Origin of the sequence: Streptomyces sp. NBC_01429, assembly GCF_036231945.1 — a bacterium.
GTDB lineage: Bacteria > Actinomycetota > Actinomycetes > Streptomycetales > Streptomycetaceae > Streptomyces.
In genome coordinates this window covers 5391687-5416666 of sequence record NZ_CP109599.1, presented here as the reverse complement: position 1 = coordinate 5416666, position 24980 = coordinate 5391687, and the positions used below count along the sequence as shown (strand labels likewise).

Annotated in this window: 19 protein-coding genes and 2 tRNA genes; 4 read left to right on the top strand and 17 right to left on the bottom strand. The window is 69.1% G+C overall.

Annotation, left to right across the window (positions count from 1 at the left end; genetic code table 11):
* Window positions 1-20: 20 nt before the first annotated feature.
* From OG627_RS23785 to OG627_RS23735, 11 genes are all read right to left on the bottom strand, one after another.
* The gene (locus OG627_RS23785; RefSeq protein ID WP_329068273.1) at window positions 21-1949 is read right to left on the bottom strand and encodes a TIGR03960 family B12-binding radical SAM protein; all 1929 of its coding nucleotides are present in this window, start codon (window positions 1947-1949) and stop codon (window positions 21-23) included.
* A 51-nt stretch (window positions 1950-2000) separates the two neighbouring features.
* Window positions 2001-3530, bottom strand: a complete 1530-nt coding sequence (locus OG627_RS23780; protein ID WP_329068271.1) for a CYTH and CHAD domain-containing protein — start codon at window positions 3528-3530, stop codon at window positions 2001-2003.
* A 41-nt stretch (window positions 3531-3571) separates the two neighbouring features.
* Window positions 3572-4771, bottom strand: a complete 1200-nt coding sequence (gene rodA, locus OG627_RS23775) for a rod shape-determining protein RodA (protein ID WP_329068269.1) — start codon at window positions 4769-4771, stop codon at window positions 3572-3574.
* A 3-nt stretch (window positions 4772-4774) separates the two neighbouring features.
* Window positions 4775-6949 carry a penicillin-binding protein 2 gene (gene mrdA, locus OG627_RS23770; RefSeq protein ID WP_329068267.1) on the bottom strand — a complete coding sequence of 725 codons (2175 nt, stop codon included), beginning with the start codon at window positions 6947-6949 and terminating at the stop codon, window positions 4775-4777.
* Between the two features lie 70 nt (window positions 6950-7019).
* Window positions 7020-7688, bottom strand: a complete 669-nt coding sequence (gene mreD, locus OG627_RS23765; RefSeq protein ID WP_329068265.1) for a rod shape-determining protein MreD — start codon at window positions 7686-7688, stop codon at window positions 7020-7022.
* Between the two features lie 11 nt (window positions 7689-7699).
* The gene (gene mreC, locus OG627_RS23760; protein ID WP_329068263.1) at window positions 7700-8791 is read right to left on the bottom strand and encodes a rod shape-determining protein MreC; all 1092 of its coding nucleotides are present in this window, start codon (window positions 8789-8791) and stop codon (window positions 7700-7702) included.
* A gap of 83 nt (window positions 8792-8874) precedes the next feature.
* Window positions 8875-9894, bottom strand: a complete 1020-nt coding sequence (locus OG627_RS23755; protein ID WP_114621988.1) for a rod shape-determining protein — start codon at window positions 9892-9894, stop codon at window positions 8875-8877.
* 248 nt (window positions 9895-10142) lie between these two features.
* The gene (gene ndk / locus OG627_RS23750; RefSeq protein ID WP_329068261.1) at window positions 10143-10556 is read right to left on the bottom strand and encodes a nucleoside-diphosphate kinase; all 414 of its coding nucleotides are present in this window, start codon (window positions 10554-10556) and stop codon (window positions 10143-10145) included.
* A gap of 87 nt (window positions 10557-10643) precedes the next feature.
* A complete protein-coding gene (locus tag OG627_RS23745; RefSeq protein WP_329068260.1) occupies window positions 10644-10997 on the bottom strand; it encodes a DUF4233 domain-containing protein in 354 nt (117 codons plus the stop codon).
* Between the two features lie 5 nt (window positions 10998-11002).
* Window positions 11003-12517 carry a bifunctional tetrahydrofolate synthase/dihydrofolate synthase gene (gene folC / locus OG627_RS23740; protein ID WP_329068259.1) on the bottom strand — a complete coding sequence of 505 codons (1515 nt, stop codon included), beginning with the start codon at window positions 12515-12517 and terminating at the stop codon, window positions 11003-11005.
* A gap of 107 nt (window positions 12518-12624) precedes the next feature.
* Window positions 12625-15246, bottom strand: a complete 2622-nt coding sequence (locus tag OG627_RS23735; protein WP_329068256.1) for a valine--tRNA ligase — start codon at window positions 15244-15246, stop codon at window positions 12625-12627.
* Window positions 15247-15383: 137 nt separating this feature from the next.
* Here OG627_RS23735 and OG627_RS23730 point away from each other — a divergent pair, with 137 nt between their 5' ends.
* Window positions 15384-16373 carry a hypothetical protein gene (locus OG627_RS23730; RefSeq protein ID WP_329068254.1) on the top strand — a complete coding sequence of 330 codons (990 nt, stop codon included), beginning with the start codon at window positions 15384-15386 and terminating at the stop codon, window positions 16371-16373.
* 79 nt (window positions 16374-16452) lie between these two features.
* On the opposite strand, the gene clpX is transcribed toward OG627_RS23730, so the two are convergent.
* The 5 genes from clpX to OG627_RS23705 form a co-directional block, all read right to left on the bottom strand.
* The gene (clpX, locus tag OG627_RS23725; RefSeq protein ID WP_329068252.1) at window positions 16453-17745 is read right to left on the bottom strand and encodes an ATP-dependent Clp protease ATP-binding subunit ClpX; all 1293 of its coding nucleotides are present in this window, start codon (window positions 17743-17745) and stop codon (window positions 16453-16455) included.
* Window positions 17746-17912: 167 nt separating this feature from the next.
* A complete protein-coding gene (locus tag OG627_RS23720) occupies window positions 17913-18590 on the bottom strand; it encodes an ATP-dependent Clp protease proteolytic subunit (protein WP_329068250.1) in 678 nt (225 codons plus the stop codon).
* A 57-nt stretch (window positions 18591-18647) separates the two neighbouring features.
* Entirely contained in the window at window positions 18648-19253 is a 606-nt protein-coding gene (locus OG627_RS23715) for an ATP-dependent Clp protease proteolytic subunit (protein ID WP_329072915.1), read from the bottom strand.
* A 287-nt stretch (window positions 19254-19540) separates the two neighbouring features.
* Window positions 19541-20977, bottom strand: coding sequence for a trigger factor (gene tig, locus OG627_RS23710; RefSeq protein ID WP_329068248.1), 1437 nt, complete (start codon window positions 20975-20977; stop codon window positions 19541-19543).
* 179 nt (window positions 20978-21156) lie between these two features.
* Window positions 21157-21233, bottom strand: a tRNA-Pro gene (locus OG627_RS23705).
* A 139-nt stretch (window positions 21234-21372) separates the two neighbouring features.
* Here OG627_RS23705 and OG627_RS23700 point away from each other — a divergent pair.
* Window positions 21373-21446 (top strand) — tRNA-Gly (locus tag OG627_RS23700).
* Window positions 21447-21526: 80 nt separating this feature from the next.
* Here OG627_RS23700 and OG627_RS23695 read toward each other — a convergent pair.
* On the bottom strand, window positions 21527-21721 hold the full coding sequence (locus tag OG627_RS23695; protein ID WP_329068246.1) for a hypothetical protein: 195 nt from the start codon (window positions 21719-21721) through the stop codon (window positions 21527-21529).
* Window positions 21722-22209: 488 nt separating this feature from the next.
* On the opposite strand from OG627_RS23695, the gene OG627_RS23690 reads away from it, so the two are divergent.
* On the top strand, window positions 22210-23394 hold the full coding sequence (locus OG627_RS23690) for an acyltransferase family protein (RefSeq protein ID WP_329068243.1): 1185 nt from the start codon (window positions 22210-22212) through the stop codon (window positions 23392-23394).
* Between the two features lie 289 nt (window positions 23395-23683).
* Window positions 23684-24952: a cation:proton antiporter gene (locus OG627_RS23685; protein ID WP_329068242.1), complete on the top strand. Its 1269-nt coding sequence runs from the start codon at window positions 23684-23686 to the stop codon at window positions 24950-24952.
* Window positions 24953-24980 lie beyond the last annotated feature (28 nt).

Here is a 24980-nt window from a genome sequence, read left to right as displayed (position 1 = left end):
GCACCATTGTGCGCCCGGCGCTACTTGACGACGGTGAGCGGCAGCAGCTTCTTGCCCGTGGGGCCGATCTGAATAGACGTGTCCATCTGCGGGCACACGCCGCAGTCGAAGCACGGTGTCCAGCGGCAGTCCTCGACCTCGGTCTCGTCGAGCGAGTCCTGCCAGTCCTCCCAGAGCCAGTCCTTGTCGAGGCCCGAGTCCAGGTGGTCCCAGGGCAGGACCTCCTCGTAGGTGCGCTCGCGCGTCGTGTACCAGTCGACGTCCAGGCCGACGGCCGGCAGTTCCTTGGCGGCGCAGGCCATCCAGCGGTCGTACGAGAAGTGCTCGCGCCAGCCGTCGAAGCGGCCGCCGTCCTCGTAGACGGCGCGGATGACGGCGCCGATCCGCCGGTCGCCCCGGGAGAGGAGACCTTCGACGATGCCGGGTTTGCCGTCGTGGTAGCGGAAGCCGATCGAGCGGCCGTACTTCTTGTCGCCGCGGATCTTGTCGCGGAGCTTGGTCAGCCGGGCGTCGGTCTCCTCGGCGCTGAGCTGCGGGGCCCATTGGAAGGGGGTGTGCGGCTTGGGTACGAAGCCGCCGATGGAGACCGTGCAGCGGATGTCGTTCTGGCCGGAGACCTTGCGGCCCTCGGCGATCACCTTCACGGCCATGTCGCCGATCTGGAGGACGTCCTCGTCGGTCTCGGTGGGCAGACCGCACATGAAGTACAGCTTCACCTGCCGCCAGCCGTTGCCGTAGGCCGTGGAGACCGTACGGATCAGGTCCTCCTCCGACACCATCTTGTTGATGACCTTGCGCAGCCGCTCGGAGCCGCCCTCGGGGGCGAAGGTCAGACCGGACCTGCGGCCGTTCCTGGTCAGCTCGTTGGCGAGGTCGACGTTGAAGGCGTCCACGCGGGTGGAGGGGAGGGAGAGGCCGATCTTGTCCGCCTCGTAGCGGTCGGCGAGACCCTTGGCGACGTCACCGATCTCGCTGTGGTCGGCGGAGGACAGCGAGAGCAGCCCGACCTCCTCGAAGCCGGTCGCCTTCAGCCCCTTCTCGACCATGTCGCCGATCCCGGTGATGGAGCGCTCGCGCACCGGCCGGGTGATCATGCCGGCCTGGCAGAAGCGGCAGCCCCGGGTGCAGCCGCGGAAGATCTCCACGGACATCCGCTCGTGGACGGTCTCGGCGAGCGGGACGAGCGGCTGCTTCGGGTAGGGCCACTCGTCCAGGTCCATGACGGTGTGCTTGGACACCCGCCACGGGACACCGCTCCGGTTGGGTACGACGCGGGCGATCCGGCCGTCAGCGAGGTACTCGACGTCGTAGAAGCCGGGGACGTACACCCCGCCGGTCTTCGCCAGCCGGAAGAGGACCTCCTCGCGCCCGCCGGGGCGGCCCTCCGCCTTCCAGGCGCGGACGATCTCGGTGATCTCCAGGACGGCCTGCTCACCGTCGCCGATGACCACGCAGTCGACGAACTCAGCGATCGGCTCGGGGTTGAAGGCGGCGTGGCCGCCCGCGAGCACGATGGGGTGGTCGACGGTACGGTCCCGGGCCGTCAGCGGGATGCCCGCGAGGTCCAGGGCCGTGAGCATGTTGGTGTAGCCCAGCTCGGTGGAGAAGCTCAGCCCGAAGATGTCGAACGCGCCCACCGGACGGTGCGAATCCACGGTGAACTGGGGGACCTTGTGCTCCCGCATCAGCTCTTCGAGGTCCGGCCAGACGCTGTAGGTGCGCTCCGCGAGGACGCCGGGGCGCTCGTTGAGCACCTCGTAAAGGATCATGACGCCCTGGTTGGGCAGTCCGACCTCGTAGGCGTCGGGGTACATCAGCGCCCAGTGGACGTCGCAGTCGTCCCACTCCTTGACCGTGGAGTTGAGTTCACCGCCGACGTATTGGATCGGCTTCTGCACATGCGGGAGCAGGGCTTCGAGCTGTGGGAAGACCGATGCGGCAGCAGACATCTCGCGACTTTCGTGGGCTGGCGGGGATGACCATCCAGACTACCCCGGTGGTCACCCGTCCAGCGCCGCCCGGAGTTTACGGGCGGACGCCTTCGACCAGAGCCGCGGAAGCTCCCGCTCAAGCCGCTCGGCCCGCGCCGCCTCCTCGCCGTGGAGCAGTCCCCAGGTGAACGCGGACTCGCCCGCCGCGTGCGCCTGGAGCGCCAGCTCCCGCAGGGCCTCGCGGGCCACCACGCTGTCCTGGTGGTCGCCGAGCAGGGTCTGTACGGCCTTCATCCGCTCGGCGAACCGCCCGGCGGGCCTGCCGAGGGCGGGCCGCGCCGCCTCGGCCGCGTATCTGGCGCGCTTGGCCGCCTTGCGCGCGTGGTGCAGCGCGAGGTCCCGCTCCCGGCCCGGCGGGAGCGCCAGCGCGCGGCCGACGCGGCCGGCCAGCCGGGCGTGCACCTTGCGGACGCGTCCCGGCAGCGCCTGCCGGGCGGGCGCCCCTGCGGCGGGGCGCAGCGGGGGTTCGGCCAGGAGGGCGTCGAGCAGGGCGAGATACCGCCCGCTGTCCAGTACGGCGAGGGTCCGCTCGCGCGCGCCGGCCCGCCGGACGCTCTCCCAGCTCCGGAGCCGGGCGCGCACCGGGCCGAGGAGCAGGTCGGCGGGGAGCGCGTCGATACGGGTGCGCAGCCGCCGGGAGAGGACTTCGTGGTCGCGGTCGACGCCCAGCTCCGCCGCGAGCCACTTCAGCTCCCCGGCGACGGGATCGGTGACCGACCGGTCGAGGAACGCGCGGTACGTACGGAACGCGGAGCGCAGCCGGCGGGTGGCGACGCGCATCTGATGCACGGAGTCCGGCAGGCCGCGGCGTACGCCGGGGTCGTGGGCGACGACCGCGTCGGCCTGCTCCCGCAGATACGCGAGCACATGGTCCCCGGCACTGACCGCGACGGCCGCCGCGGGCTCCCCCACCACCGGCTCCCCGGTGGCCGTACGCGTGCGCGCCAGCGCCCGGACCGCCGTCGGCGCCGGGGCGGTGCGCCGCAGCCCGGCCCGGCGCAGTCTCTTCTCGACCGCGTCCAGGAGCGCGGGCCCGGCGCCCGGGCCGCGTGCCACCCCGACCTCGGTCCACTCGGCGGTGGAGCCGCCCGCGCCGAGCCGTCGGGCCCGTACGGTGTCCACGCTCACCTCGGCGGCCAGCGCGTTCTTCGCGTCGAACAGCCGGGTGGTGTCCCGGGAGGAGCGCAGCCGCAGGACCGGGATCAGCTCGGCGTCCCGGGTGCGGGAGCGGACCAGCGCGGCCAGCTCGGCCGGGACGGTGTCGCTGAGCGGCATCCCGATCCCGTCGCGGGCACCGGCCGCCGCGGGGACGGGGAGTTCCAGCCGCCAGCCCGGAGCGCCGCCGCCGGGCCGCCTGCACAGGGTGAGGGAGGCGGCGGCCAGCCGCAGATCGGCGGTGTCGTAGTGGACCGCGTCGCGTTCCACGACGCCCTGCGGCAGAACGGCCGCGACGCCGCCGGCCCCGGTCAGGTCGGGGAGGGCGGCGTCGCGGCCGGGGCTTTCGTACGTCCGCTCGATCTCGCGTTCGGTGTCGCCCATGGGACGAACCTAACCGGCGGAACCGCCACTTTCCACCGGCTTCATGCCGTTATGGGCCGTTGCACCCGGATCGACTGGAGCAGCCCGATCGCTATCCAGACGGCGAACATCGATGTTCCGCCGTACGACACGAACGGCAGCGGCAGACCGGCCACCGGCATGATGCCGAGCGTCATCCCGATGTTCTCGAACGACTGGAACGCGAACCAGGCGATGATCCCGGCGGCCACGATCGTCCCGTACAGCTCGGTGGTCTCGCGGGCGATCCGGCAGGCGCGCCACAGGACCACGCCGAGCAGCACCAGGATCAGTCCCGCGCCCAGGAAGCCCAGTTCCTCGCCCGCGACGGTGAAGACGAAGTCGGTCTGCTGCTCGGGCACGAACTGTCCGGTGGTCTGCGAGCCCTGGAAGAGGCCGGTGCCGGTCAGTCCACCCGAGCCGATCGCGATCCGTGCCTGGTTGGTGTTGTAGCCGACGCCCGCCGGGTCGAGGCTCGGGTTGGCGAAGGCGGCGAACCGGTTGATCTGGTACTCGTCGAGCACGCCGAGCGCGGCGACGGCGATCGCGCCGACGACACCCGCGCCGACCAGGCCGAGGATCCAGCGGTTGGAGGCGCCGGAGGCGAGCAGTACCCCGAGCACGATGACGGCCATGACCATCACCGAGCCGAGGTCCGGCATCAGCATGACGATCGCCATCGGGATGACCGCGAGGCCCAGCGATTTCGCGACCGTGCCGTGGTCGGGATGGAGCTGGTCGCCTGCGTCCACCCGGGCGGCCAGCATCATCGCCATCACCAGGATGATGGTGATCTTCGTGAACTCGGACGGCTGGATGGTGAAGCCGCCGCCGACCACGATCCACGAGTGCGCGCCGTTGATGGTCGCCCCGAGCGGGGTGAGGACCAGCAGGACGAGCAGCACGGAGAATCCGTACAGCACCGGCACCGCGCCGCGCAGGGTGCGGTGGCCCAGCCAGACCGTGGCGATCATCAGCGCCATGCCGATGCCGGTGTTGAGCAGATGGCGGAAGAGGAAGTAGTACGGGTCGCCCTGGTTCAGCGCCGTGCGGTTGCGGGTGGCGGACCAGACCAGCAGCGAGCCGAGCACCGACAGCGCCAGTGCCGAGAAGAGGAGCGGCCAGTCGAGCCGGCGCACCATCGAGTCACGGGCCGCGAGCCGTGCCCACGCGCCGCGCTCCGGGCCGTAGCCGGAGACCGAGAAGCCACTTGTGCCGGCCATCGCTCAGTCCCTCCGGCCGACGCCGGCGGGCGGGCCCGCGAGTACCGGCTCGCCGGCGGGGAGTTCCTTCTCCGGCTCGAACGGCTTGATCTGCGGGGCGTCGATCGATCCGTCGGGCTGGATCTTGGGCAGGGCCTTGGCGGGCGTGGGCATGAGCGCCTTCTTCATGTCCTGGTTGCCCTCCTTGTCCAGTCCGTACATCGCCTCGTAGATCTTGCGGACGGCCGGTCCTGAGGCGCCGGATCCGGTACCACCCTGGGAGATCGTCATCACGATCGTGTAGTCCTTGGTGTACGAGGCGAACCACGAGGTCGTCTGCTTGCCGTAGACCTCGGCCGTGCCCGTCTTGGCGTGCATCGGGATCTTGTCCTGCGGCCAGCCACCGAACCGCCAGGCGGCCGAGCCGGTGGTCGCGACTCCCGCGAGGGCCTTGTCTATGTCGTCGCGCGTCGCCCGGTCCATGGGCAGCTTGCCGTGGGACTTCGGGGCGATCTCCTCGACCCGCTTGCCGTCGGCGCTGACGACGGCCTTGCCGACGGTGGGGTTGTAGAGGGTGCCGCCGTTGGAGATCGCGGAGTAGATCGTGGCCATCTGGATCGGGGTGACGAGGGTGTCGCCCTGGCCGATGGAGTAGTTGACGGAGTCACCGGCGCGCATCAGGTTGCCTTCGAGGCAGCCCTCGTAGGCGAGCTGTTCGACGTAGGTGCCGCCCTTCTTGCCCTGCTTGCACCAGCCGCTCTTGTTGGCCTCCCAGAAGTTCTGCTTCCACTGGCGGTCCGGGACGCGTCCGCTGACCTCGTTGGGGAGGTCGATGCCGGTCTCCTTGCCGAGGCCGAACTGGTGGGCGGTCTTGTAGAACCAGTTGTTGGCCGACTTCTTGGGCTTGGTGCCGCCGTCCTTCTGCCACTCCTTGTGCGCCAGACCGTAGAAGACGGTGTCGCAGGAGACTTCGAGGGCCTTGCCGAGGGTGATGGAGCCGTACCCCTTGGACTCGAAGTTCTGGAATACCTGGCTGCCCACGCTGTACGAGCTGGGGCAGGGGTAGTTGCCGTTGAAGGGGTATCCGGCGTTGACGGCGGCGGTCGAGGAGATGACCTTGAAGATCGAGCCGGGGGCGGCCTGGCCCTGGATGGCCCGGTTGAGCAGCGGGAAGTTGGACTTCTTGCCGGTGAGCTTGGCGTAGTCCTTGGCGGAGATCCCGCCGACCCAGGAGTTGGGGTCGTACGTGGGCTGGGAGGCCATCGAGACGACCCGGCCGGTCTTCGCCTCCATGACGACGACGGCGCCGGAGTCGGCCTTGTAGTTGACGCCCGTGTTGCGGTCCAGCTCCTTGCGGGCGGCCTTCATCGCCTCGTTCAGCTCGTACTCGGCGACGGCCTGCACACGGGCGTCTATCGAGGTGACGACATTGGCTCCGGGCTCGGCCTTGTCGCTCTGGGCCTCGCCGATGACACGGCCGAGGTTGTCGACCTCGTAGCGGGTGACACCGGCCTTGCCGCGCAGCTGCTTGTCGTACGTGCGCTCCAGGCCGGAGCGGCCGACCTGGTCGGAGCGCAGGTAGGGCGAGTCGGTGTCCTGGGCCTTGGCGATCTCGTCGTCGGTGACGGGCGAGAGATACCCGAGGACCTGCGAGGTGTTGGCCAGTCCGGGCGCCGGGTAGCGGCGTACGGCGGTGGGCTCGGCGGTGATGCCGGGGAAGTCCTCGGCGCGCTCGCGGATCTGGAGGGCCTGCTGGGTGGTGGCCTCGTCGGTGACGGGGATCGGCTGGTAGGGCGAGCCGTTCCAGCAGGGCTTGGGAGTCTTCGAGTCGCAGAGCCTGACCTTGTTGACGACCTCGTCGGGCTTCATCCCGAGGACCTCGGCGAGCCGGGTCAGTACGGCCTTGCCGTCGTCCCTCATCTTCATGAGGTCGGTGCGGCTGGCGGACACCACGAGACGGGTCTCGTTGTCGGCGAGCGGGATCCCCCGGTTGTCGAGGATGGAGCCGCGCACTGCGGGCTGGACGACCTGCTGCACGTGGTTGTTCTTGGCCTCGTCGGTGTACTCCTGGCCGTTGCGCACCTGGAGGTACCACAGGCGCCCGCCGAGCGTGAGGAGCAGCGAGAAGACGAGGACCTGGATGGCGATGAGCCGGATCTGGACGCGCGGGGTCCGGCCGGTCTCGGGGATATTGCTCATGGCTGCGAAGCGCCCCTCGTCGGAAGGGTGGTGGCGGGCGAGGGATGCGGTGCGCTCACACGCGGTGTGCTCACAGGCGCTTGACCCCCTTGATGCGGCCGGCGCGCGCGGCGCGGTTACGGGCCGCCTTGAGCCGCAGTCCGCCGCGCTGGCCGCCGATCCGCAGACCGGTGCCGCTGGTGATCCAGCCCGCGGCGACATCGCTGCCGCCGCTGCTGCCGGACTCGGCGAGCGGATCGTTGTCGGCGCGTCTGGCCAGCCACATCACCAGCGGGACGGTGAACGGCGCGAGCAGCAGATCGTAGACGGCGGCGGTGAACAGCAGTCCGGCCAGGCCGACATGGCGGGCCGCGGTGTCACCGACGAGGGCGCCCACGCCCGCGTAGAGCAGCGTCGAGCCGAGGGCGGCAGCGACGACGGCGGCCATCGGGACGAACGCCGAGCGCAGCTGGCCCTTCTCGGGGCGTACGAGACCGGCGAGGTAGCCGATCACACAGAGCACGAGGGCGTAGCGTCCCGCGGCGTGGTCGGCGGGCGGGGCGAGGTCGGACAGCAGCCCCGCGCCGAAGCCGATGAGCGCGCCGCTGACATGCCCGTACACGAAGGCCAGGGCGAGCACGACCAGGAGCACCAGGTCGGGCACGGCGCCGGGGAGCTGGAGCCGGGCGAGGACGGACACCTGGATCACCAGGGCGACCACGACCAGCGTGACCGAGAGCAGAATCCGGTTGAAGCGCATGGGGATCAGCTCTATTCCTGCTCGTCTGCCGGGCCGTCGCCGTCCGCCCGGCCATCACCGTCGCCGGGTGCCTGCGCGTCGGGTCGGCCATTGGTCCGGCCGTCGGCGACGGCGGGTGCGGGTGTGTCGCCGGTGACGGCTCCGACGGCCTCGGGGTCGGCCTCGCCGTTGGGGTTCAGCTCGGCGTTGCCGTTCGGGGACGGGGTGACCGTGACGGTGACGGTGGGCGTGGGGGTGGGCTTGGACTTGGGGGGCAGCACCGTGTCCCGCGGGTCCTGCCGGGGCGCCTCCACGACGACGCCGACGATGTCGAGCTTGGTGAAGCCGACGAAGGGCCGTACGGAGAGGGTACGGGTCAGATCGCCGCCGGACGGGTCCACCCGGACGACCTCGCCGACCGGGACGCCGGGCACGAAGGGTCTGTCCTTGCTGGATCCGAAGGTGACCAGCCGGTCGCCCTTCTTGATCTTGGCCTTGCCGTTGAGGAGCTGCACGGAGAGCGGCCGGTCGCCCTGTCCGGTGGCGAAGCCCAGCTCGTCGTTGCCCTCCATCCGCGTACCGACCGTGAAGCCCGGGTCGTTGGCGAGCAGGACGGTCGCGGTGTTCGGGCCGACGGTGGTGACGCGGCCGACGAGTCCTTCGCCGTTGATGACGGTCATGTCGCGCTTGACGCCGTCGTTGCGGCCCATGTCGAGGGTGACCGTCCAGGAGAAGCCCTGGGCCGCTCCTATGGCGATGACCTGGGCGCCCTTGATGCCGTACTGGCCGGCGCCGGCCGCCTTGAGCATCTTGTCCAGCTCGCGCACCCGGCTGCGGTTGCGGTCGTCGCTGCCGAGCCGCTGCTTCAGCGCGGTGTTCTCCCGCTGGAGAGCGGCGATGCGGTCGTGGCGCGCGCCGGAGTCCCGTACGGCTCCTATGGCGTTGCCGACCGGGTTGACCGCGGACGCGACCCCGTTCTCCACCGGTCCGAAGACCGTCGCGGCGGCCTGCCGCGCACCGTCGACCGGGGATTCCTCACCACCGCGGATGTCCACGGTGATCAGGGCGAACGCGATGGCGATCAGCAGCACCAAGAGCAGACGGCTCTCTCGTGTGTCCCTCACGTGCGGCGGCCGTGCCTTCCTCGTAGGAATGATTCTGCCTGTGTACCAACGATCCGCCGCACCCGAAGTCGCCCCGCCCTCGGCTACCGGCGGGGCTGCGCGTCCAGCACCTGCTGGAGCGCCTCGAACTCCTCGACGCACTTGCCGGATCCGAGGGCGACGGAGTCCAGCGGATCCTCGGCGATGTGGATGGGCATCCCGGTCTCCCGGCGCAGCCGCTCGTCCAGACCGCGCAGCAGGGCGCCGCCGCCGGTGAGCACGATCCCGCGGTCCATCACATCGCCGGACAGCTCGGGCGGGCACTTGTCGAGCGTGGTCTTCACCGCGTCGACGATCGCGTTGACCGGCTCCTCGATGGCCTTGCGGACCTCGGCGGCGGAGATGACGACGGTCTTCGGGAGACCGGAGACCAGGTCACGGCCGCGGATCTCGGTGTGCTCGTCCTTGTCCAGGTCGTACGCGGACCCGATGGTGATCTTGATGCTCTCGGCGGTCCGCTCGCCCAGGAGGAGTGAGTACTCCTTCTTGACGTGCTGGATGATCGCGTTGTCCAGCTCGTCGCCGGCCACCCGGATGGACTGCGCCGTGACGATGCCGCCGAGCGAGATCACCGCGACCTCGGTGGTGCCGCCGCCGATGTCGACGACCATGTTGCCGGTCGCCTCGTGGACGGGGAGGCCGGAGCCGATGGCGGCGGCCATGGGCTCCTCGATGATGTGTACCTGGCGCGCGCCGGCCTGGGTGGACGCCTCGATGACGGCGCGGCGCTCGACTCCGGTGATGCCCGAGGGCACGCAGACGACGACGCGGGGGCGGGCGAGGTAGCGGCGCTTGTGGATCTTCAGGATGAAGTAGCGCAGCATCCGCTCGGTGATTTCGAAGTCGGCGATCACGCCGTCCTTCAGCGGTCGGACGGCGACGATATTGCCGGGCGTCCGGCCGATCATCTTCTTCGCCTCGGAGCCGACCGCGAGAATGCCGCCCGTGTTGGTGTTGATCGCGACCACGGACGGCTCGTTGAGCACGATGCCCCGGCCCCTGACGTACACCAGCGTGTTGGCGGTCCCGAGGTCGACAGCCATGTCACGGCCGATGAACGACATGTTGTTCCCCATGAGGATGCGTCTGGCCTTCCCAAGCGTTGATGGCTTTTCAGGATGGCGAGGTGGGTGCTTTGGCGTGGAGGTTTCCATCGTAGTGCCGCCGGAAGGGCGGCGGCGCGCTGGCCCACCTCAATAAGGGTGACGATGTGTCGGACCGATGCGTTCCCGGAAGTGGCCTAGATATGCCCAAAGGCGACCGAATTCCTTCGGTCGCCCCAGGTCATCAGCTCCGTTTGGCTGACAGTTGGTCAGGAAAGTCCGGGGAAGAAGATTTTAAGTTCCCGAATGGCGGACTCCTCGGAGTCCGAGGCGTGAATCAGGTTCTCCCGGACGATGGTGCCGAAATCCCCCCGGATGGACCCGGGGGCTGCGGCGATCGGGTCAGTCGGACCGGAGAGCGCGCGTACGCCCTCGATGACCCGCTCGCCGTCCACGACGAGCGCGACCACGGGGCCCGAGGCCATGAACTCGACGAGCGGCTCGTAGAAGGGCTTGCCCTTGTGCTCGCCGTAGTGCTGCTCCAGCGTGTCCTGGTCGAGCGTGCGCAGCTCCAGCGCGCTGATGGTCCAGCCCGCCTTGCGCTCGATACGGCCGATGATCTCGCCCACGAGTCCGCGACGGACAGCGTCCGGCTTGAGAAGGACGAGAGTGCGCTGGGTCATGTGTGCGGCTCCTTGCAGCCAAAAGAGTGCGGTGGGCTGAGATTACCGGGCCCCCCGCGCCGGGCCCGACCCGCCCCGGACCCCGGCCTACGCCGCCCCCGCCCCGGTCTCCGCCTGCGCCGCCCAGCGGGCCTTGGCCTCGTCGATCCTGCGGCCGTAATGGACCGACGCCCACCAGAGCGCCGCGAAGATCAGGCCGAGCACGAACATCGCGGGAACCACGAAGCCGCCGGCGATCAGCAGGATCTGGAACGCCCAGCCGAGCTGTACGCCACCGGGGCGGGTGATCATCCCGCAGAGCAGTACGGAGAGCAGCATTCCGACGCCGCAGACCGTCCACACCGTGCCCATCGACAGGCCGTCCGACTTCATGGCGACCAGACCGGCGAAGCCGATCACGAAGAACTCACCGATCAGGGTGGACGCGCAGAGCGTTCGCATGGGATTCAGCCCCTCTTCAGCAGCAGCCGGGCCTCGCCGACCGTAATGACCGAGCCGGTCACCAGCACACCCGCACCGGCGAACTCGGATTCCTCCTCGGCCAGCGTGATCGCCGCCTCCAGCGCGTCGTCGAGACGCGCCTCCACCTGGACGCGGTCGTCACCGAAGACCTCGACGGCGACGGCGGCCAGCTCGTCCACGTCCATCGCGCGATGGCTGGAGTTCTGCGTGACCACCAGCTCCGTACAGATCGGCTCCAGCGCTTCGAGCACCCCGCGCACGTCCTTCTTGCCCAGGGAGCCGAGCACACCGATCAGCCGGCTGAAGCCGAAGGACTCGGTGACGGCGGCGGCCGCCGCCCGCGCGCCCGCCGGGTTGTGCGCGGCGTCCAGCACCACCGTCGGCGAGCGCCGGACGACTTCGAGACGGCCGGGCGAGGAGACCGCGGCGAACGCCTTGCGGACGGTGTCCATGTCCAGCGGGCGGGCCTGCTCGGCGCCGATGCCGAAGAACGCCTCCACGGCGGCGAGCGCCACCGCCGCGTTCTGCGCCTGGTGCGCGCCGTACAGCGGCAGGAAGACCTGCTCGTACTCACCGCCGAGGCCGCGCAGGGTCAGCAGCTGGCCGCCGACCGCGATCTCGCGCGCGACCACGCCGAACTCCATGCCCGCGCGGGCCACCGTCGCGTCCACGTCGACGGCCCTCTTGAGCAGGACCTGCGCGGCGTCCACCGGCTGCTGCGCCAGGATCACCGTCGAGCCCCGCTTGATGATCCCGGACTTCTCCCCGGCGATCTCCCCCGGAGTGGAGCCGAGCCGGTCCGTGTGGTCCAGGTCGATCGGGGTGATGACGGCGACCGAGGCGTCGATGACATTCGTCGCGTCCCAGCCGCCGCCCATGCCGACCTCGACCACCGCGACATCCACCGGCGCGTCGGCGAACGCCGCGTACGCCATGCCGGTCAGTACCTCGAAGTAGGAGAGCCGGTGCTCCTGCGCCGCGTCGACCATCTCCACGTACGGCTTGATGTCCGCGTACGTCTCGATGAACCGCTCGGCGGAGATCGGGGCGCCGTCCAGACTGATCCGCTCGGTGAGCGACTGGATGTGCGGGCTGGTGTAGCGGCCGGTGCGCAGCTCGAACGCGCTGAGCAGCGCCTCGATCATGCGGGCGGTGGACGTCTTGCCGTTCGTCCCCGTGATGTGGATCGACGGATAGGCGTGCTGGGGCTCCCCCAGCACATCCATCAGCGCGGCGATCCGCACGAGGGAAGGGTCGAGCTTCGTCTCGCCCCAGCGCTCCGCGAGCTGCTGCTCGACGGCGCGCAGCGCCTTGTCCACCTCCGGGTTCTCGGGGCGGCCCGGCACGTCGTCACCGGCGGACGGGCCCGCCTGGGCGCGCAGGGTGCGGCTGCCGGCCTCGATCACCGCGAGGTCGGGGTCTCGGTCGGTCGCGGCGGCGACGATCTCGTCGAAATCGTCGGGCTCGCCGGGCTGGTCGGAAGGACGGTGCTCACTCACGCCCCCAGTCTACGGAGCGCCACCGACAGCGGTCCCGGCGCGCCCCGGTCCGTAACCGGGGACGGCCCCCGACCAGTGGTCGGGGGCCGTGCCGGGTACGGGAGGCGTCAGCCCTGGGGCAGGGCGGCCACCTGTGCGGTGATGCGCTCGATGTCGGCCTCCGCCTTGGAGAGCCGGCCGCGGATCTTGTCGACGACGTTGTCCGGGGCCTTGGCGAGGAACGCCTCGTTGCCGAGCTTCGCGAGGGCCTGGGCCTTCTCCTTCTCGGCGGCGGCCAGGTCCTTGGTCAGCCGCTTGCGCTCCGCCTCGACGTCGATCGTGCCGGAGAGGTCCAGCTCCACCGTGGCGCCCGCGACCGGCAGGGTCGCCGTCGCGTGGAAGCCGTCCTCGGCGGGCTGGAGCCGCAGCACCTGGCGGATGGCCGCCTCGTGCGCGGCGAGCGCGGTGCCCGACAGGTCGAGCCGGGCCGGGACCTTCTGCCCCGGCTGGAGGCCCTGGTCGGACCGGAAGCGGCGGACCTCGGTGATGACCTGCTGGAGGTTCCCGATCTCGCGCTCGGCCGCCGCGTCCCGGAAGCCACTGTCCGCCGGCCAGTCGGCGATGACGACCGACTCCCGGCCGGTGAGCGTGGTCCAGAGCGTCTCGGTGACGAACGGGATGACCGGGTGGAGGAGGCGCAGGGTGACGTCGAGGACCTCGCCGAGGACCCGTCCGGAGACCTTCGCGGGCTCGCCGCCCGCGAAGAACGAGGTCTTGGACAGCTCCACGTACCAGTCGAAGACCTCGTCCCAGGCGAAGTGGAAGAGGGTGTCGGAGAGCTTCGCGAACTGGTAGTCCTCGTAGTACGCGTCGACCTCCGCGACCACGGAGTTCAGCCGGGAGAGGATCCACCGGTCGCTCGCGGACATCTCGGCCGCGTCGGGCAGCTCGCCCTCGACGGTCGCGCCGTTCATCATCGCGAAGCGCGTGGCGTTCCAGATCTTGTTGGCGAAGTTGCGGGAGCCCTGGACCCAGTCCTCGCCGATCGGCACGTCGACACCGGGGTTGGCGCCGCGCGCCAGGGTGAAGCGGACCGCGTCCGAGCCGTACGTGTCCATCCAGTCCAGCGGATTGACCGCGTTTCCGAAGGACTTCGACATCTTCTTGCCGAACTGGTCGCGGACCATGCCGTGCAGCACGATCGTGTGGAACGGCGGGGTGCCGTCCATCGCGTACAGGCCGAACATCATCATCCGGGCGACCCAGAAGAAGAGGATGTCGTAGCCGGTGACGAGGACCGAGTTCGGATAGAACTTCTCGACGCTCTCGGTCTGTTCGGGCCAGCCCAGCGTGGAGAACGGCCACAGCCCGGACGAGAACCAGGTGTCCAGGACGTCCGTGTCCTGCGTCCAGCCCTCGCCGGTCGGCGCCTCGTCGTCGGGGCCGACGCAGACGACCTCGCCGTTCGGCCCGTACCAGACGGGGATGCGGTGGCCCCACCACAGCTGGCGCGAGATGCACCAGTCGCGGAGGTTGTCGACCCAGCCGAAGTAGCGGGGCTCCATCTCCGCCGGGTGGATCTTGACCTGCCCGTCGCGGACGACGTCACCGGCGGCCTTGGCCAGCGGCTCGACCTTGACCCACCACTGGAGCGACAGCCGGGGCTCGATGGTCGTCTTGCAGCGCGAGCAGTGCCCGACGGAGTGCGTGTACGGGCGCTTCTCGGCGACGATGCGGCCCTCGGCGCGCAGCGCGGCGACGATGGCGGAGCGCGCCTCCATCCGGTCGAGCCCCTCGAAGGGGCCGGGGACGGTGATCACGGCGCGCTCGTCCATGACCGTGATGTTCGGCAGGTCGTGACGGCGGCCGATCTCGAAGTCGTTCGGGTCGTGCGCGGGGGTCACCTTGACCGCGCCGGTGCCGAACTCCGGGTCGACGTGCTCGTCCGCGACGACCGGGATCGTACGGTCGGTGAGCGGCAGCCTGATCTGCTTGCCGATGAGGTGCGCGTACCGCTCGTCGTCGGGGTGGACGGCGACGGCCGTGTCACCGAGCATCGTCTCGGCGCGGGTGGTCGCGACGACGACGGAGTCCTCGCCGTCGCCGTACTTCAGCGAGACCAGCTCGCCGTCGTCGTCCTGGTACTCGACCTCGATGTCGGAGATCGCGGTCAGACAGCGCGGGCACCAGTTGATGATGCGCTCGGCGCGGTAGATCAGCTCGTCGTCGTAGAGCTTCTTGAAGATGGTCTGGACGGCCTTGGACAGCCCCTCGTCCATCGTGAAGCGCTCGCGCGACCAGTCGACGCCGTCCCCGAGCCGCCGCATCTGCCCGGAGATCTGGCCGCCGGACTCGTCCTTCCACTGCCAGACGCGCTCGACGAACGCCTCGCGCCCCAGGTCGTGGCGGGACTTGCCCTCCTTGGCCAGCTCCCGCTCGACGACGTTCTGGGTGGCGATGCCGGCGTGGTCCATGCCGGGCTGCCACAGCGTCTCGTACCCCTGCATGCGCTTGCGGCGGGTCAGGGCGTCGATCAGGGTGTGCTCGAAGGCGTGCCCGAGGTGCAGGCTGCCCGTGACGTTCGGCGGCGGGATGACGACGGTGTACGGCTCTTTGTCGCTCTTCGCGTCGGCCGCGAAGTAACCGCGCTCTACCCAGCGCTCGTACAGCTTCCCCTCTACCTCGGCCGGAACGTACTGGGTCGGCAGTTCGGGGTTGCTGGCTGGCTGCTGCTGAGTGTTCTCGGTCACGGGGCTCAGTTTAGAGGTGTCACAGGCGTGTATTGAAACGGGTTGTTCCGTAACGGTGCGGCCCCCGACGCCCCTGATCGCTCTCCCTTACGTCAGGATGTTCGAAACGTATAAACATCTAACAGGGGACCGCACACATGAGCTACAACCAGCCGGGCCCGTACGGAGGGCAGCAGCCGCAGCAGCCCGGACCGTACGGCCAGCCGGGCCCTTACGGCCAGCAGCCGCAGGGCCAGCCGCAGCCCGGCTACGGTTACCCGCCGCAGGCCCCGCAGGCACCCCAGGGCGTCCCGCCGCAGCAGCCTCCGCCGCCCCCGGGCTACGGCTACCCGCAGCAGCCGGGCCAGCCCGCCGGTCCCTACGGCCAGCAGCCGCCCCAGCAGCCCCCGTACGGCCAGCAGCCGCAGTGGGGCGGCGGCGCCTACCCGCCGCCCCCGCAGAACGCCCCGAAGAAGAAGACGGGCCTGATCGTCGGTGTGGCCGTGGTGGCGCTCGCGGTGATCGCGGGCGGGGCGTACTTCCTCACGTCGGGCGGCGCGAGCAACAGCGATGTCGCGGACGACACGAAGGGCTACCAGCTGACGCCCGCGGCGTCGGTGGACGACTACAAGCGCCCCCAGGAGCCCATCAGCAGCAAGCTGACCGGCGCCAAGAAGACGGAGGTCGAGGAGAAGGGCGTCAAGAACCCCACCCAGGTGGCCACCCAGTACACGGCCGGCACCGAGGCCACCGCGAAGTCCGTCTCGCTACAGGGCTGGTGGGGAGAGGTGGACGACCCGGCGACGGTCATCGACAACTCCTTCAACGGCGTCGCCGACGAGGAGCCGACCACCGACATCAAGGCCGAGCTGGTCGGCACCGCCAAGCTGGTCACCCCGGACGGCTTCGAGGGCGCGCTGATGAAGTGCCAGAACATCAGGTTCACCAACCCGAAGGGCGACGGGACCATGGCGAAGGGCCCGAAGGAGTACGAGGTCCCCACCTGCATCTGGGCCGACTACTCCACGGTCGGTGTGGTCACGGCCGCCGACGTGGCGGGGCTCCTCACCGGCAAGGCCGTCACGTCCCAGGAAGACACCGCCGCGCTCGCCGCCAAGCTCTACAACTCCTCCCGCACCAAGGTCTGATCCTCGCGCGGTCAGCGCACAGGGGCGCCCGGCCAGTCCAACTGGCCGGGCGCCCCTGTGTCGTGCGTACCCGCGACCGCTACGCGGACTTCTCGTGGCGGCCGTCGTTCTTCACGATGCGCGGCTCGCGCGGCACCAGCGTCGGGTTCACGTTGTCGCGGACGACCTCCGCCGTGATGACGACCCGGGCGACGTCCTTGCGGGACGGCACCTCGTACATCACCGACTGGAGGACCTCTTCGAGGATGGCGCGCAGCCCGCGCGCCCCGGTGCCGCGCAGGATCGCCTGGTCGGCGATGGCCTCCAGCGCCGGACGGTCGAACTCCAGCTCCACACCGTCGATTTCGAAGAGGCGCTGGTACTGCTTGACCAGCGCGTTGCGCGGCTCGACCAGGATCTGGAGCAGCGCCTCGCGGTCGAGGTTGTGGACCGAGGTGAGGACGGGCAGCCGGCCGATGAACTCGGGGATCATCCCGAACTTCACCAGGTCCTCCGGCATGACCTCCTGGAACTGGTCGCTCTCCTCGACCTCGCGCTTGGAGCGGATCGTGGCACCGAAGCCGATGCCCTTCGCGCCCGCGCGGGACTCGATGATCTTCTCCAGACCGGAGAAGGCGCCGCCCACGATGAACAGGACGTTCGTCGTGTCGATCTGGATGAACTCCTGGTGCGGGTGTTTCCGGCCGCCCTGCGGGGGGACCGAGGCCGTGGTGCCTTCCAGGATCTTCAGCAGCGCCTGCTGGACGCCCTCGCCGGAGACATCGCGGGTGATCGACGGGTTCTCGCTCTTGCGGGCGACCTTGTCGATCTCGTCGATGTAGATGATCCCGGTCTCGGCCTTCTTGACGTCGTAGTCCGCCGCCTGGATCAGCTTCAGCAGGATGTTCTCGACGTCCTCGCCGACATAGCCGGCCTCCGTGAGCGCCGTCGCGTCGGCGATGGCGAACGGTACGTTCAGCATGCGCGCCAGTGTCTGCGCGAGGAGCGTCTTGCCCGAGCCGGTGGGGCCGAGCAGCAGAATGTTGGACTTGGCCAGCTCGATCGCGTCCTCGCGACCCGCGCCACCGCCGTTCTCACCGGCCTGGACGCGCTTGTAGTGGTTGTAGACAGCCACCGAGAGGGCCTTCTTCGCGGGCTCCTGCCCGACGACGTATCCCTCCAGGAACTCGTAGATCTCGCGCGGCTTGGGAAGTTCCTCCCACCGCACCTCGGAGGTCTCCGCGAGTTCTTCCTCGATGATCTCATTGCAGAGATCGATGCACTCGTCGCAGATGTAGACACCGGGACCTGCGATGAGCTTCTTCACCTGCTTCTGGCTCTTCCCGCAGAACGAGCACTTGAGCAGGTCGCCGCCATCACCGATGCGTGCCACGAGGTGCTTCCCCTTCGCCTGGGAGCAGCTTGGTTCAGCGGCTCCTGTGCCTCATATCCGACGGTACCTTGCCCGGGCCCCCGTTCGGGCCCCCCTTGGCACGGTTCGCATGGTCGCGGAATGTCCGCGGCGACCGGTGCGAGTCCGCGCCAAGGGCGCCGGGTGTGTCAGGCGGCCGCTGCGGCTGCCGTCGTCTTGCGGGTCGACACGATCTGGTCGACCAGGCCGTACGCGAGCGCGTCGTCGGCCGTGAGGATCTTGTCGCGCTCGATGTCGTCGCGGACCTTCTCGATCGGCGTGGTGGAGTGCCGGGCGAGCATCTCCTCCAGCTGCGAGCGCATCCGGAGGATCTCGTTGGCCGCGATCTCCAGGTCGGAGAGCTGCTCACGGCCGGTCTGGCTGGACGGCTGGTGGATCAGCACGCGTGCGTTGGGCAGTGCCAGCCGCTTGCCGGGGGTACCGGCGGCGAGCAGGACGGCGGCGGCCGAGGCCGCCTGGCCCATGCAGACGGTCTGGATGTCGGGCTTCACGAACTGCATCGTGTCGTAGATGGCCGTGAGGGCCGTCATCGAGCCGCCGGGGCTGTTGATGTAGATCGAGATGTCACGGTCGGGGTCCATCGACTCCAGGCACAGCAGCTGCGCCATGACGTCGTTGGCGGACGCGTCGTCGATCTGCACACCGAGGAAGATGACGCGCTCCTCGAAGAGCTTCGCGTACGGGTCGTACTCGCGCACACCCTGCGAGGTGCGCTCCACGAAACGCGGCACGACGTAACGGTTGTCCACCTGCGGGCCGGAGTAGAGGCCGCTCGCGGAGTAGTTGTTCATGGGAGTGTTCACCATCCTGTGGCGTTCGAGTGGGCTGGGCGGGCTGATGCGGGGCGGCTGTACGTGGGTACGTCAGGCCCCGGTACCGCCGCCGCCCGGAACGCCCGAAGCAGCGGAGATGATCTCGTCGATCAGGCCGTAGTCCTTGGCCTCTTCCACGGTGAACCACTTGTCGCGGTCGCCGTCCCGGATGATCGTTTCCACGCTCTGGCCGGAGTGGTGTGCCGTGATCTCGGCCATCCGCTTCTTCGTACGGAGCAGGTACTCGGCCTGGATCTTGATGTCCGAGGCCGTACCGCCGATACCGGCGGAGCCCTGGTGCATCAGGATGTCGGTGTTGGGCAGCGCGAAGCGCTTGCCCGAGGTGCCGCCGGTCAGCAGGAACTGGCCCATGGAGGCCGCCATGCCCATACCGATGGTGACGACGTCGTTCGGGATGTACTGCATGGTGTCGTAGACGGCCATGCCGGCCGTGACGGAACCACCGGGGCTGTTGATGTAGAGGTAGATGTCCTTGTCGGGCTCGGCCGCGAGAAGGAGGAGCTGCGCCGTGATCTTGTTGGCGATGTCGTCGTCGACCTGCTGGCCGAGGAAGATGATCCGCTCTCCGAGCAGTCGGCTGTAGACCTGGTCGCCGAGGCCACCACCGAGGGACGGCTCACCGGCGGCGTAAGGCATCAGATTCGTCACGTATACACCTGCTCGTCTCTGACGGCTTTGGCCGTCTCAGCGTCTTCGTACCGGGGACGGGAGACTCCCCTGCCCTCGTATTCATGGACCCTAACGCGCTGGTCGGCGGGCGCCATCCCGCTTCCGTTGCTGTTCGCTGGGAGCGCAAGGTAGTTGAGGCCGCGTACGGGCCTCCGGCGCCCTCCCGGGGTCCCCGGAGGGGGCGGGCCGGGACAGGTCGGGCCCCGGGCGCGTGGTCGCGTCCGGGGCCCGTCCAGTCATGAGGAGCGGGACGCTCAGGCTCCGGCCTTCTCGTCCTTGGCCTCGTCCGTCTTGGCCTCGTCCTTGTCGGCGGCGGCCGGCTCGGCGGCTTCGGCGGCGGGGGCGTCCGCGGAGACCTCGGGGGCCTCGTCTGTGTCGTCCTCGTCGTCCAGCTCGACCGGGTTGCCGTTGGTGTCGGTCACCTTGGCGGCCTCGACCACCACGGCGAGCGCCTTGCCGCGGGCGACCTCGCCGACGAGCATCGGCACCTGGCCGCCCTCGACGACCGCCTGGGCGAACTGGTCGGGGGACATGCCGGAGGACTGCGCGCGCCGCATGAGGTGCTCGGTGAGCTCCTCCTGGTTGACGTTCAGCTTCTCCTTGTTGACCAGCTCGTCGAGGATGAACTGGGTCTTGATGCCCTTCTCGGCCTGCTCCTTGGTCTCGGCGTCGAACTCTTCCTCGGTCTTGCCCTGGATCTCCAGGTACTTGGCGAGGTCGAGGCCCATCTGACCGAGCTGGTGGTGCTCCAGGTTGTGCTTGCGGGTGTTGATCTCCTCCGCGAGGAGCTTCTCGGGGATCGGCACCTCGGCCAGCTGGAGCAGCGCGTCGAGGACGCGCTCCTGGGCCTGCGTGGCCTGCTCGTACTGCTTGCTGCTCTCAAGGCGCTTGCGGCTGTCGGCCTTGAGCTCGTCGAGGGTGTCGAACTCGCTCGCCAGCTGGGCGAACTCGTCGTCCAGCGCGGGCAGCTCGCGGGCGGCGACCTGGGTGACCTTGACGGTGACCTCGGACTCCTTGCCCTCGGCGGCGCCGCCCTTCAGCTCGGAGGTGAAGGTGGCCTCGCCGCCGGCCTCCAGGCCGGTGACGGCCTCGTCGATGCCGTCCAGCAGGTCGCCGGAGCCGATGGTGTACTGCACGCCTTCGGCGACACCGTCGGGCAGGACCTCGCCGTCGACCTTGGCCTCCAGGTCGATCGTCACGACGTCGCCGTCGGCGGCGGCGCGCTCGACCGGGTTGGTCGAGGCGAAGCGGTCACGGAGCTGCTCGACCGACTTCTCGATGTCCTCGTCGCTGACCTCGATGGGGTCGACGGTGACCTCGATGCCGGAGTAGTCCGGGATCTCGATGACCGGGCGGACGTCGACCTCGGCGGTGAAGGAGAGCAGTTCGCCGTCCTTCAGCTCCGTGATGTCGACATCGGGCTGGCCGAGGACGTTGATCTCACCCTCGTTGACCGCTTCGGTGTAGAACTTCGGGAGGGCGTCGTTGACGGCCTCCTCCAGCACAGCACCACGGCCGAACCGCTGGTCGATGACCCGGGCCGGGATCTTGCCCTTACGGAAGCCCTTCACCGTGACCTGCTGGTTGATCTTCTTGTACGCCGCGTCGAGGCTGTCCTTGAGCTCCTCGAAGGGCACCTCGACTGTGAGCCGAACCCGAGTCGGGTTCAGGGTCTCCACGGCGCTCTTCACGGTTCGGTCTCCTTGGTGGCTGATTCTTGGGTTCTGCTGTGTCCGCCGCACTGCGGCGGCCCCAGCGGATCGGCCCGGTTCTTCAGAGACTCTGCAGACACACGGGCACGCAGCTTGCATAGTAACCGCAAGCGGGAACGGCCCCACAATGTGATCTTGCGATGCGATCTTGAAAGAGATGGTCGGGGTGGCCGGATTCGAACCGACGACCTTCCGCTCCCAAAGCGGACGCGCTACCAAGCTGCGCCACACCCCGTCGGTGCGACACGTAGGGTACATGCCCGCGGGCTCGGCGGCGCCATCTTTGACCAGCGCTTTGCGGGTGTGCGCCGAACGGCCCGGACCCGCTACGATGTTGTCCGCGCCGCACTCGCATCACCCGCGGCGCGTTCCGTGCGGGCGTAGCTCAATGGTAGAGCCCTAGTCTTCCAAACTAGCTACGCGGGTTCGATTCCCGTCGCCCGCTCCACGGCCTGCGGCCCGCCTCGTTGGATCTCTCCACGAGGCGGGCCGGAGTCGTTTGTGCCGCCGGCCGGATCGAGCGGCCGGTCAGAAGCTGATCTGGTTGATGGTCTCGGCTATCGAGTTCAGGAACCTCTGCACCGACGGCGCGATGTTGGTGGAGGCGAGGAAGAAGCCGAAGAGGATCGCGACGATCGCCGGCCCCGCCTTGATCGAGCCACCGCGGATCAGCACGACGAGAATGACCGCCAACAGAAGCACCACAGACAGTGAAATGGCCACTACTGATCACACCCTCGGTCGGTCCGCCTAGCCCAGCCCCACGGGGAGACCCGGAGGGTACGGCGTCGTACACCCCGGCAATCCCGCTCGGACCATCGTGCCATCAACATCCCCGCAGGTGTTGCCCCGTGACGATTCCTCGCCGTCGGATTCGCGCCAATCGCACGCCCGGCGCGCCGGGCCGCACGCACGGCCGGCCTGCGGGGACCCGCGCGGGCCCACCGGGGTCACACATCAATGCGGACGCGAATTCGATTGAACCGTTCCTTTGTGCGCACAGCTTATTCACAAGCTATTCCAGCAAGCGCCACAGAGCGGCCCACAGGGAATTAACAGAGAGTTGCACCACAGGGCAAGACTGAGCGATATGCACCATTTAACACCGATTAATTGGCGCATATCGCCTGGTTGTCGGCGGTTTCAGTTGCAAATGCGCCACGCGGTCGACGTGTTTTACGAATTACCTCGGACACGGTTAGCGTGTGGTGATGCCCCAGGCGCCGAATGGATACGCGAGGCCCTTGGTCGATCAGGTCGAGGAGCCTGGACCGACCACCGGAACCACCCCTGCGGCGGTGGCCGACACGCCGGTACCGACCCGGCGACCACCGGCCACACCTGCGGCGGAGCGCCCCGTCGCGCCCACCAAGCGGGACGCGTTCTTCGACAACGCCAAGTTCCTGGCGATCGTGCTGGTCGCGGTGGCGCACGCCTGGGAGCCGGTCATGGCCGGCAGCCGCACCACGAAGGCGCTCTATCTGCTCGTCTACGCCTTCCACATGCCGGCCTTCATCGTCATCTCCGGCTACTTCTCCCGGAGCTTCACCGCCAAGCCCCGTCAGCTCCAGCGGCTGCTGTCGACAGTCGTCGTGCCGTACGTGGTCTTCGAGGTGGCGTACTCCCTCTTCAAGCGGTACGCGGACAACACCCCCGACCATCCGATCAGCCTGCTCGACCCTTGGTATCTCACCTGGTTCCTGGCCGCGTTGTTCATCTGGCGGCTGACCACACCGATCTGGCTGACGCTGCGTCATCCGCTCGCGGTCGCGCTCGTCGTCGCGGCGCTCGCCTCGCTCACCCCGAGCATCGGCGAGGATCTCGGACTCCAGCGGGTGCTCCAGTTCGCGCCGTACTTCGTCCTGGGGCTGTGCCTCAAGCCCGAGCACTTCCAGCTCGTGCGGCGCCGCGAGGTGCGGCTGCTGGCGCTGCCGGTGCTCGTCGGCGCGGCGGCGTTCGCGTACTGGGCCGCGACCCATATGCGGACCGCCTGGCTCTACCACCACACCAGCGCGCAGGAGCTGGACTCGCCCTGGTGGGTGGGGCCCGTGATGACCTTCGCGCTCTTCGGCTGCTCGCTGCTGCTGACCGCCGCGTTCCTGTCCTGGGTGCCGAGCCGCCGGACCTGGTTCACCGCGCTGGGGGCGGGGACGATCTGCGGCTATCTGCTGCACGGATTCGTGATCAAGGGCGCCGTGTACGCGGGCCTGTTCGACGACTACCCGTGGCTGCTGAGCCCCGGCGGAAGGATCGCGGTGACGGTCGTGGCCGCGGTCGCGGTGACGGCGCTGTGCACCGCGCCGGTGCGGCGGCTGCTGCGGTGCGTCACCGAGCCCGAGCTGAAGTGGGCGTTCCGCCGGTCCGGACCGCCAGGGGATCCATCGCCCCGTACATGACAAATATTCCCCTTCAGCGCCCCTCGGTAAAGCCTCATCAGGCCGGGGGGCGCTCGCGTGCGCCCAGAGGGTCCGTCACCTTCGTGACCCATGTCTCAACGGGCGGTAACCGGCCCCGCGCACAGGCTTGTTGATCACCCGTGGACCTGGGGCGGAGCCCGCGCCGGACGGGAATCTGACAGTTACTCAGTAAACCATTTGGTAAACTAATTACTGACGATTCCTTGACGCTCCTTTGACTCGATGATGGAGGAACGATCCCATCGGACACGCAGAGACCCTCATAGCGATGGGCGGCGCTTTCCTCGCCGCCGCCGTACTCGCCCGCTTGGGAAGCCGAATCGGGCTGCCCACTATTCCCCTGTTCATCCTGGCCGGGATCCTCCTCGGCCCGCACACCCCCGGCATCGTGCTGGTCAAGGACCCGCACGAGCTGGAGATGCTCTCCGCGCTCGGCCTGGTCCTGCTGCTCTTCTACCTCGGCCTGGAATTCCATCTGGACGACCTCAAAGAGGGCGGCCGGAAGATGGCCCTCGCCGGAGGCGCGTACCTGCTGCTGAACGTGGGCGCGGGTCTCGGCTTCGGGTTCGCGATGGGATGGGGCACGTCGGAGGCGCTGGTCCTGGCCGGTGTGCTCGGCATCTCCTCGTCCGCGATCGTCACCAAGGTCCTGGTCGACATGGGACGGATCGGCAATCCCGAGACCAAGCCCATCCTCGGGATCATCGTCGTCGAGGACATCTTCCTGGCGCTCTACCTCGCCGCGCTCCAGCCGATCCTGTCCGGTGCGGACAGCGCCCAGGCCGCGCTCGTGGACGGCGGAAAGGCGTTCGGCTTCCTGCTGCTGCTGGCGCTCGCCGCCCGGTTCGGTACGAAGGTGATCAGCCGGTTCATCAACACCAGGGACGACGAGCTGCTCGTCATCTCCTTCCTCGGGGCCGCCGTGCTGGTGGCCGGTGTCTCCGAGTGGTTCGGGGTGGCCGACGCCATCGGCGCGTTCATGGTCGGTCTGATGCTCGGCGCGACGACCTCCGGCGACCGGATCAGGGAACTCGTCCACCCGCTGCGGGACGCGTTCGGCGCGATCTTCTTCTTCTCCTTCGGCCTGTCGATCAACCCGGGCGATCTGCCGTCGGTGGTCTGGCCCGTACTCATCGCCGTCGTCCTGACCGTGGTGATGAACGTCGGAGCCGGGCTGGCCGCGGCCAAGATCTTCGGCTTCGGCGCTGGACCCGCGGCCAATATCTCGACCACGCTGCTGGCGCGCGGTGAGTTCGCGCTGATCCTCGCGACGATGGCGGCGGGAGCCGGGCTGGACAGCAGGCTCGCCCCCTTCATCGCCGGATACGTCCTGGTCCTCGCGGTCCTCGGGCCGCTCGCGGCCGGCCGGTCGCACTGGCTGGCCCGGATCCTCCCGGGCGGCCGGACCGGAAAGGGCGGCGCCGATGGTGGTGCCGGTGGAGCCGGTGGCGGCGCGGACGGTCCCGAGGGGGACGGTGCGAAGGCCGCCGAGGGCACCGGCACACCGAAGAACACGGAGGCGTCCGTGACGAGCTGACTCCCGATGCTCTTATCCCGCACCCGCC

Bases quoted from the DNA above. Each gene is read 5' to 3' on its own strand.
- OG627_RS23785 (WP_329068273.1), bottom strand. From the start codon at position 1,949: ATGTCTGCTGCCGCATCGGTCTTCCCACAGCTCGAAGCCCTGCTCCCG.
- OG627_RS23780 (WP_329068271.1), bottom strand. From the start codon at position 3,530: ATGGGCGACACCGAACGCGAGATCGAGCGGACGTACGAAAGCCCCGGC.
- rodA (WP_329068269.1), bottom strand. From the start codon at position 4,771: ATGGCCGGCACAAGTGGCTTCTCGGTCTCCGGCTACGGCCCGGAGCGC.
- mrdA (WP_329068267.1), bottom strand. From the start codon at position 6,949: ATGAGCAATATCCCCGAGACCGGCCGGACCCCGCGCGTCCAGATCCGG.
- mreD (WP_329068265.1), bottom strand. From the start codon at position 7,688: ATGCGCTTCAACCGGATTCTGCTCTCGGTCACGCTGGTCGTGGTCGCC.
- OG627_RS23755 (WP_114621988.1), bottom strand. From the start codon at position 9,894: ATGTCGTTCATCGGCCGTGACATGGCTGTCGACCTCGGGACCGCCAAC.
- ndk (WP_329068261.1), bottom strand. From the start codon at position 10,556: ATGACCCAGCGCACTCTCGTCCTTCTCAAGCCGGACGCTGTCCGTCGC.
- OG627_RS23745 (WP_329068260.1), bottom strand. From the start codon at position 10,997: ATGCGAACGCTCTGCGCGTCCACCCTGATCGGTGAGTTCTTCGTGATC.
- OG627_RS23730 (WP_329068254.1), top strand. From the start codon at position 15,384: ATGAGCTACAACCAGCCGGGCCCGTACGGAGGGCAGCAGCCGCAGCAG.
- OG627_RS23720 (WP_329068250.1), bottom strand. From the start codon at position 18,590: ATGGTGAACACTCCCATGAACAACTACTCCGCGAGCGGCCTCTACTCC.
- OG627_RS23715 (WP_329072915.1), bottom strand. From the start codon at position 19,253: ATGCCTTACGCCGCCGGTGAGCCGTCCCTCGGTGGTGGCCTCGGCGAC.
- OG627_RS23690 (WP_329068243.1), top strand. From the start codon at position 22,210: ATGCCCCAGGCGCCGAATGGATACGCGAGGCCCTTGGTCGATCAGGTC.
- OG627_RS23685 (WP_329068242.1), top strand. From the start codon at position 23,684: ATGGGCGGCGCTTTCCTCGCCGCCGCCGTACTCGCCCGCTTGGGAAGC.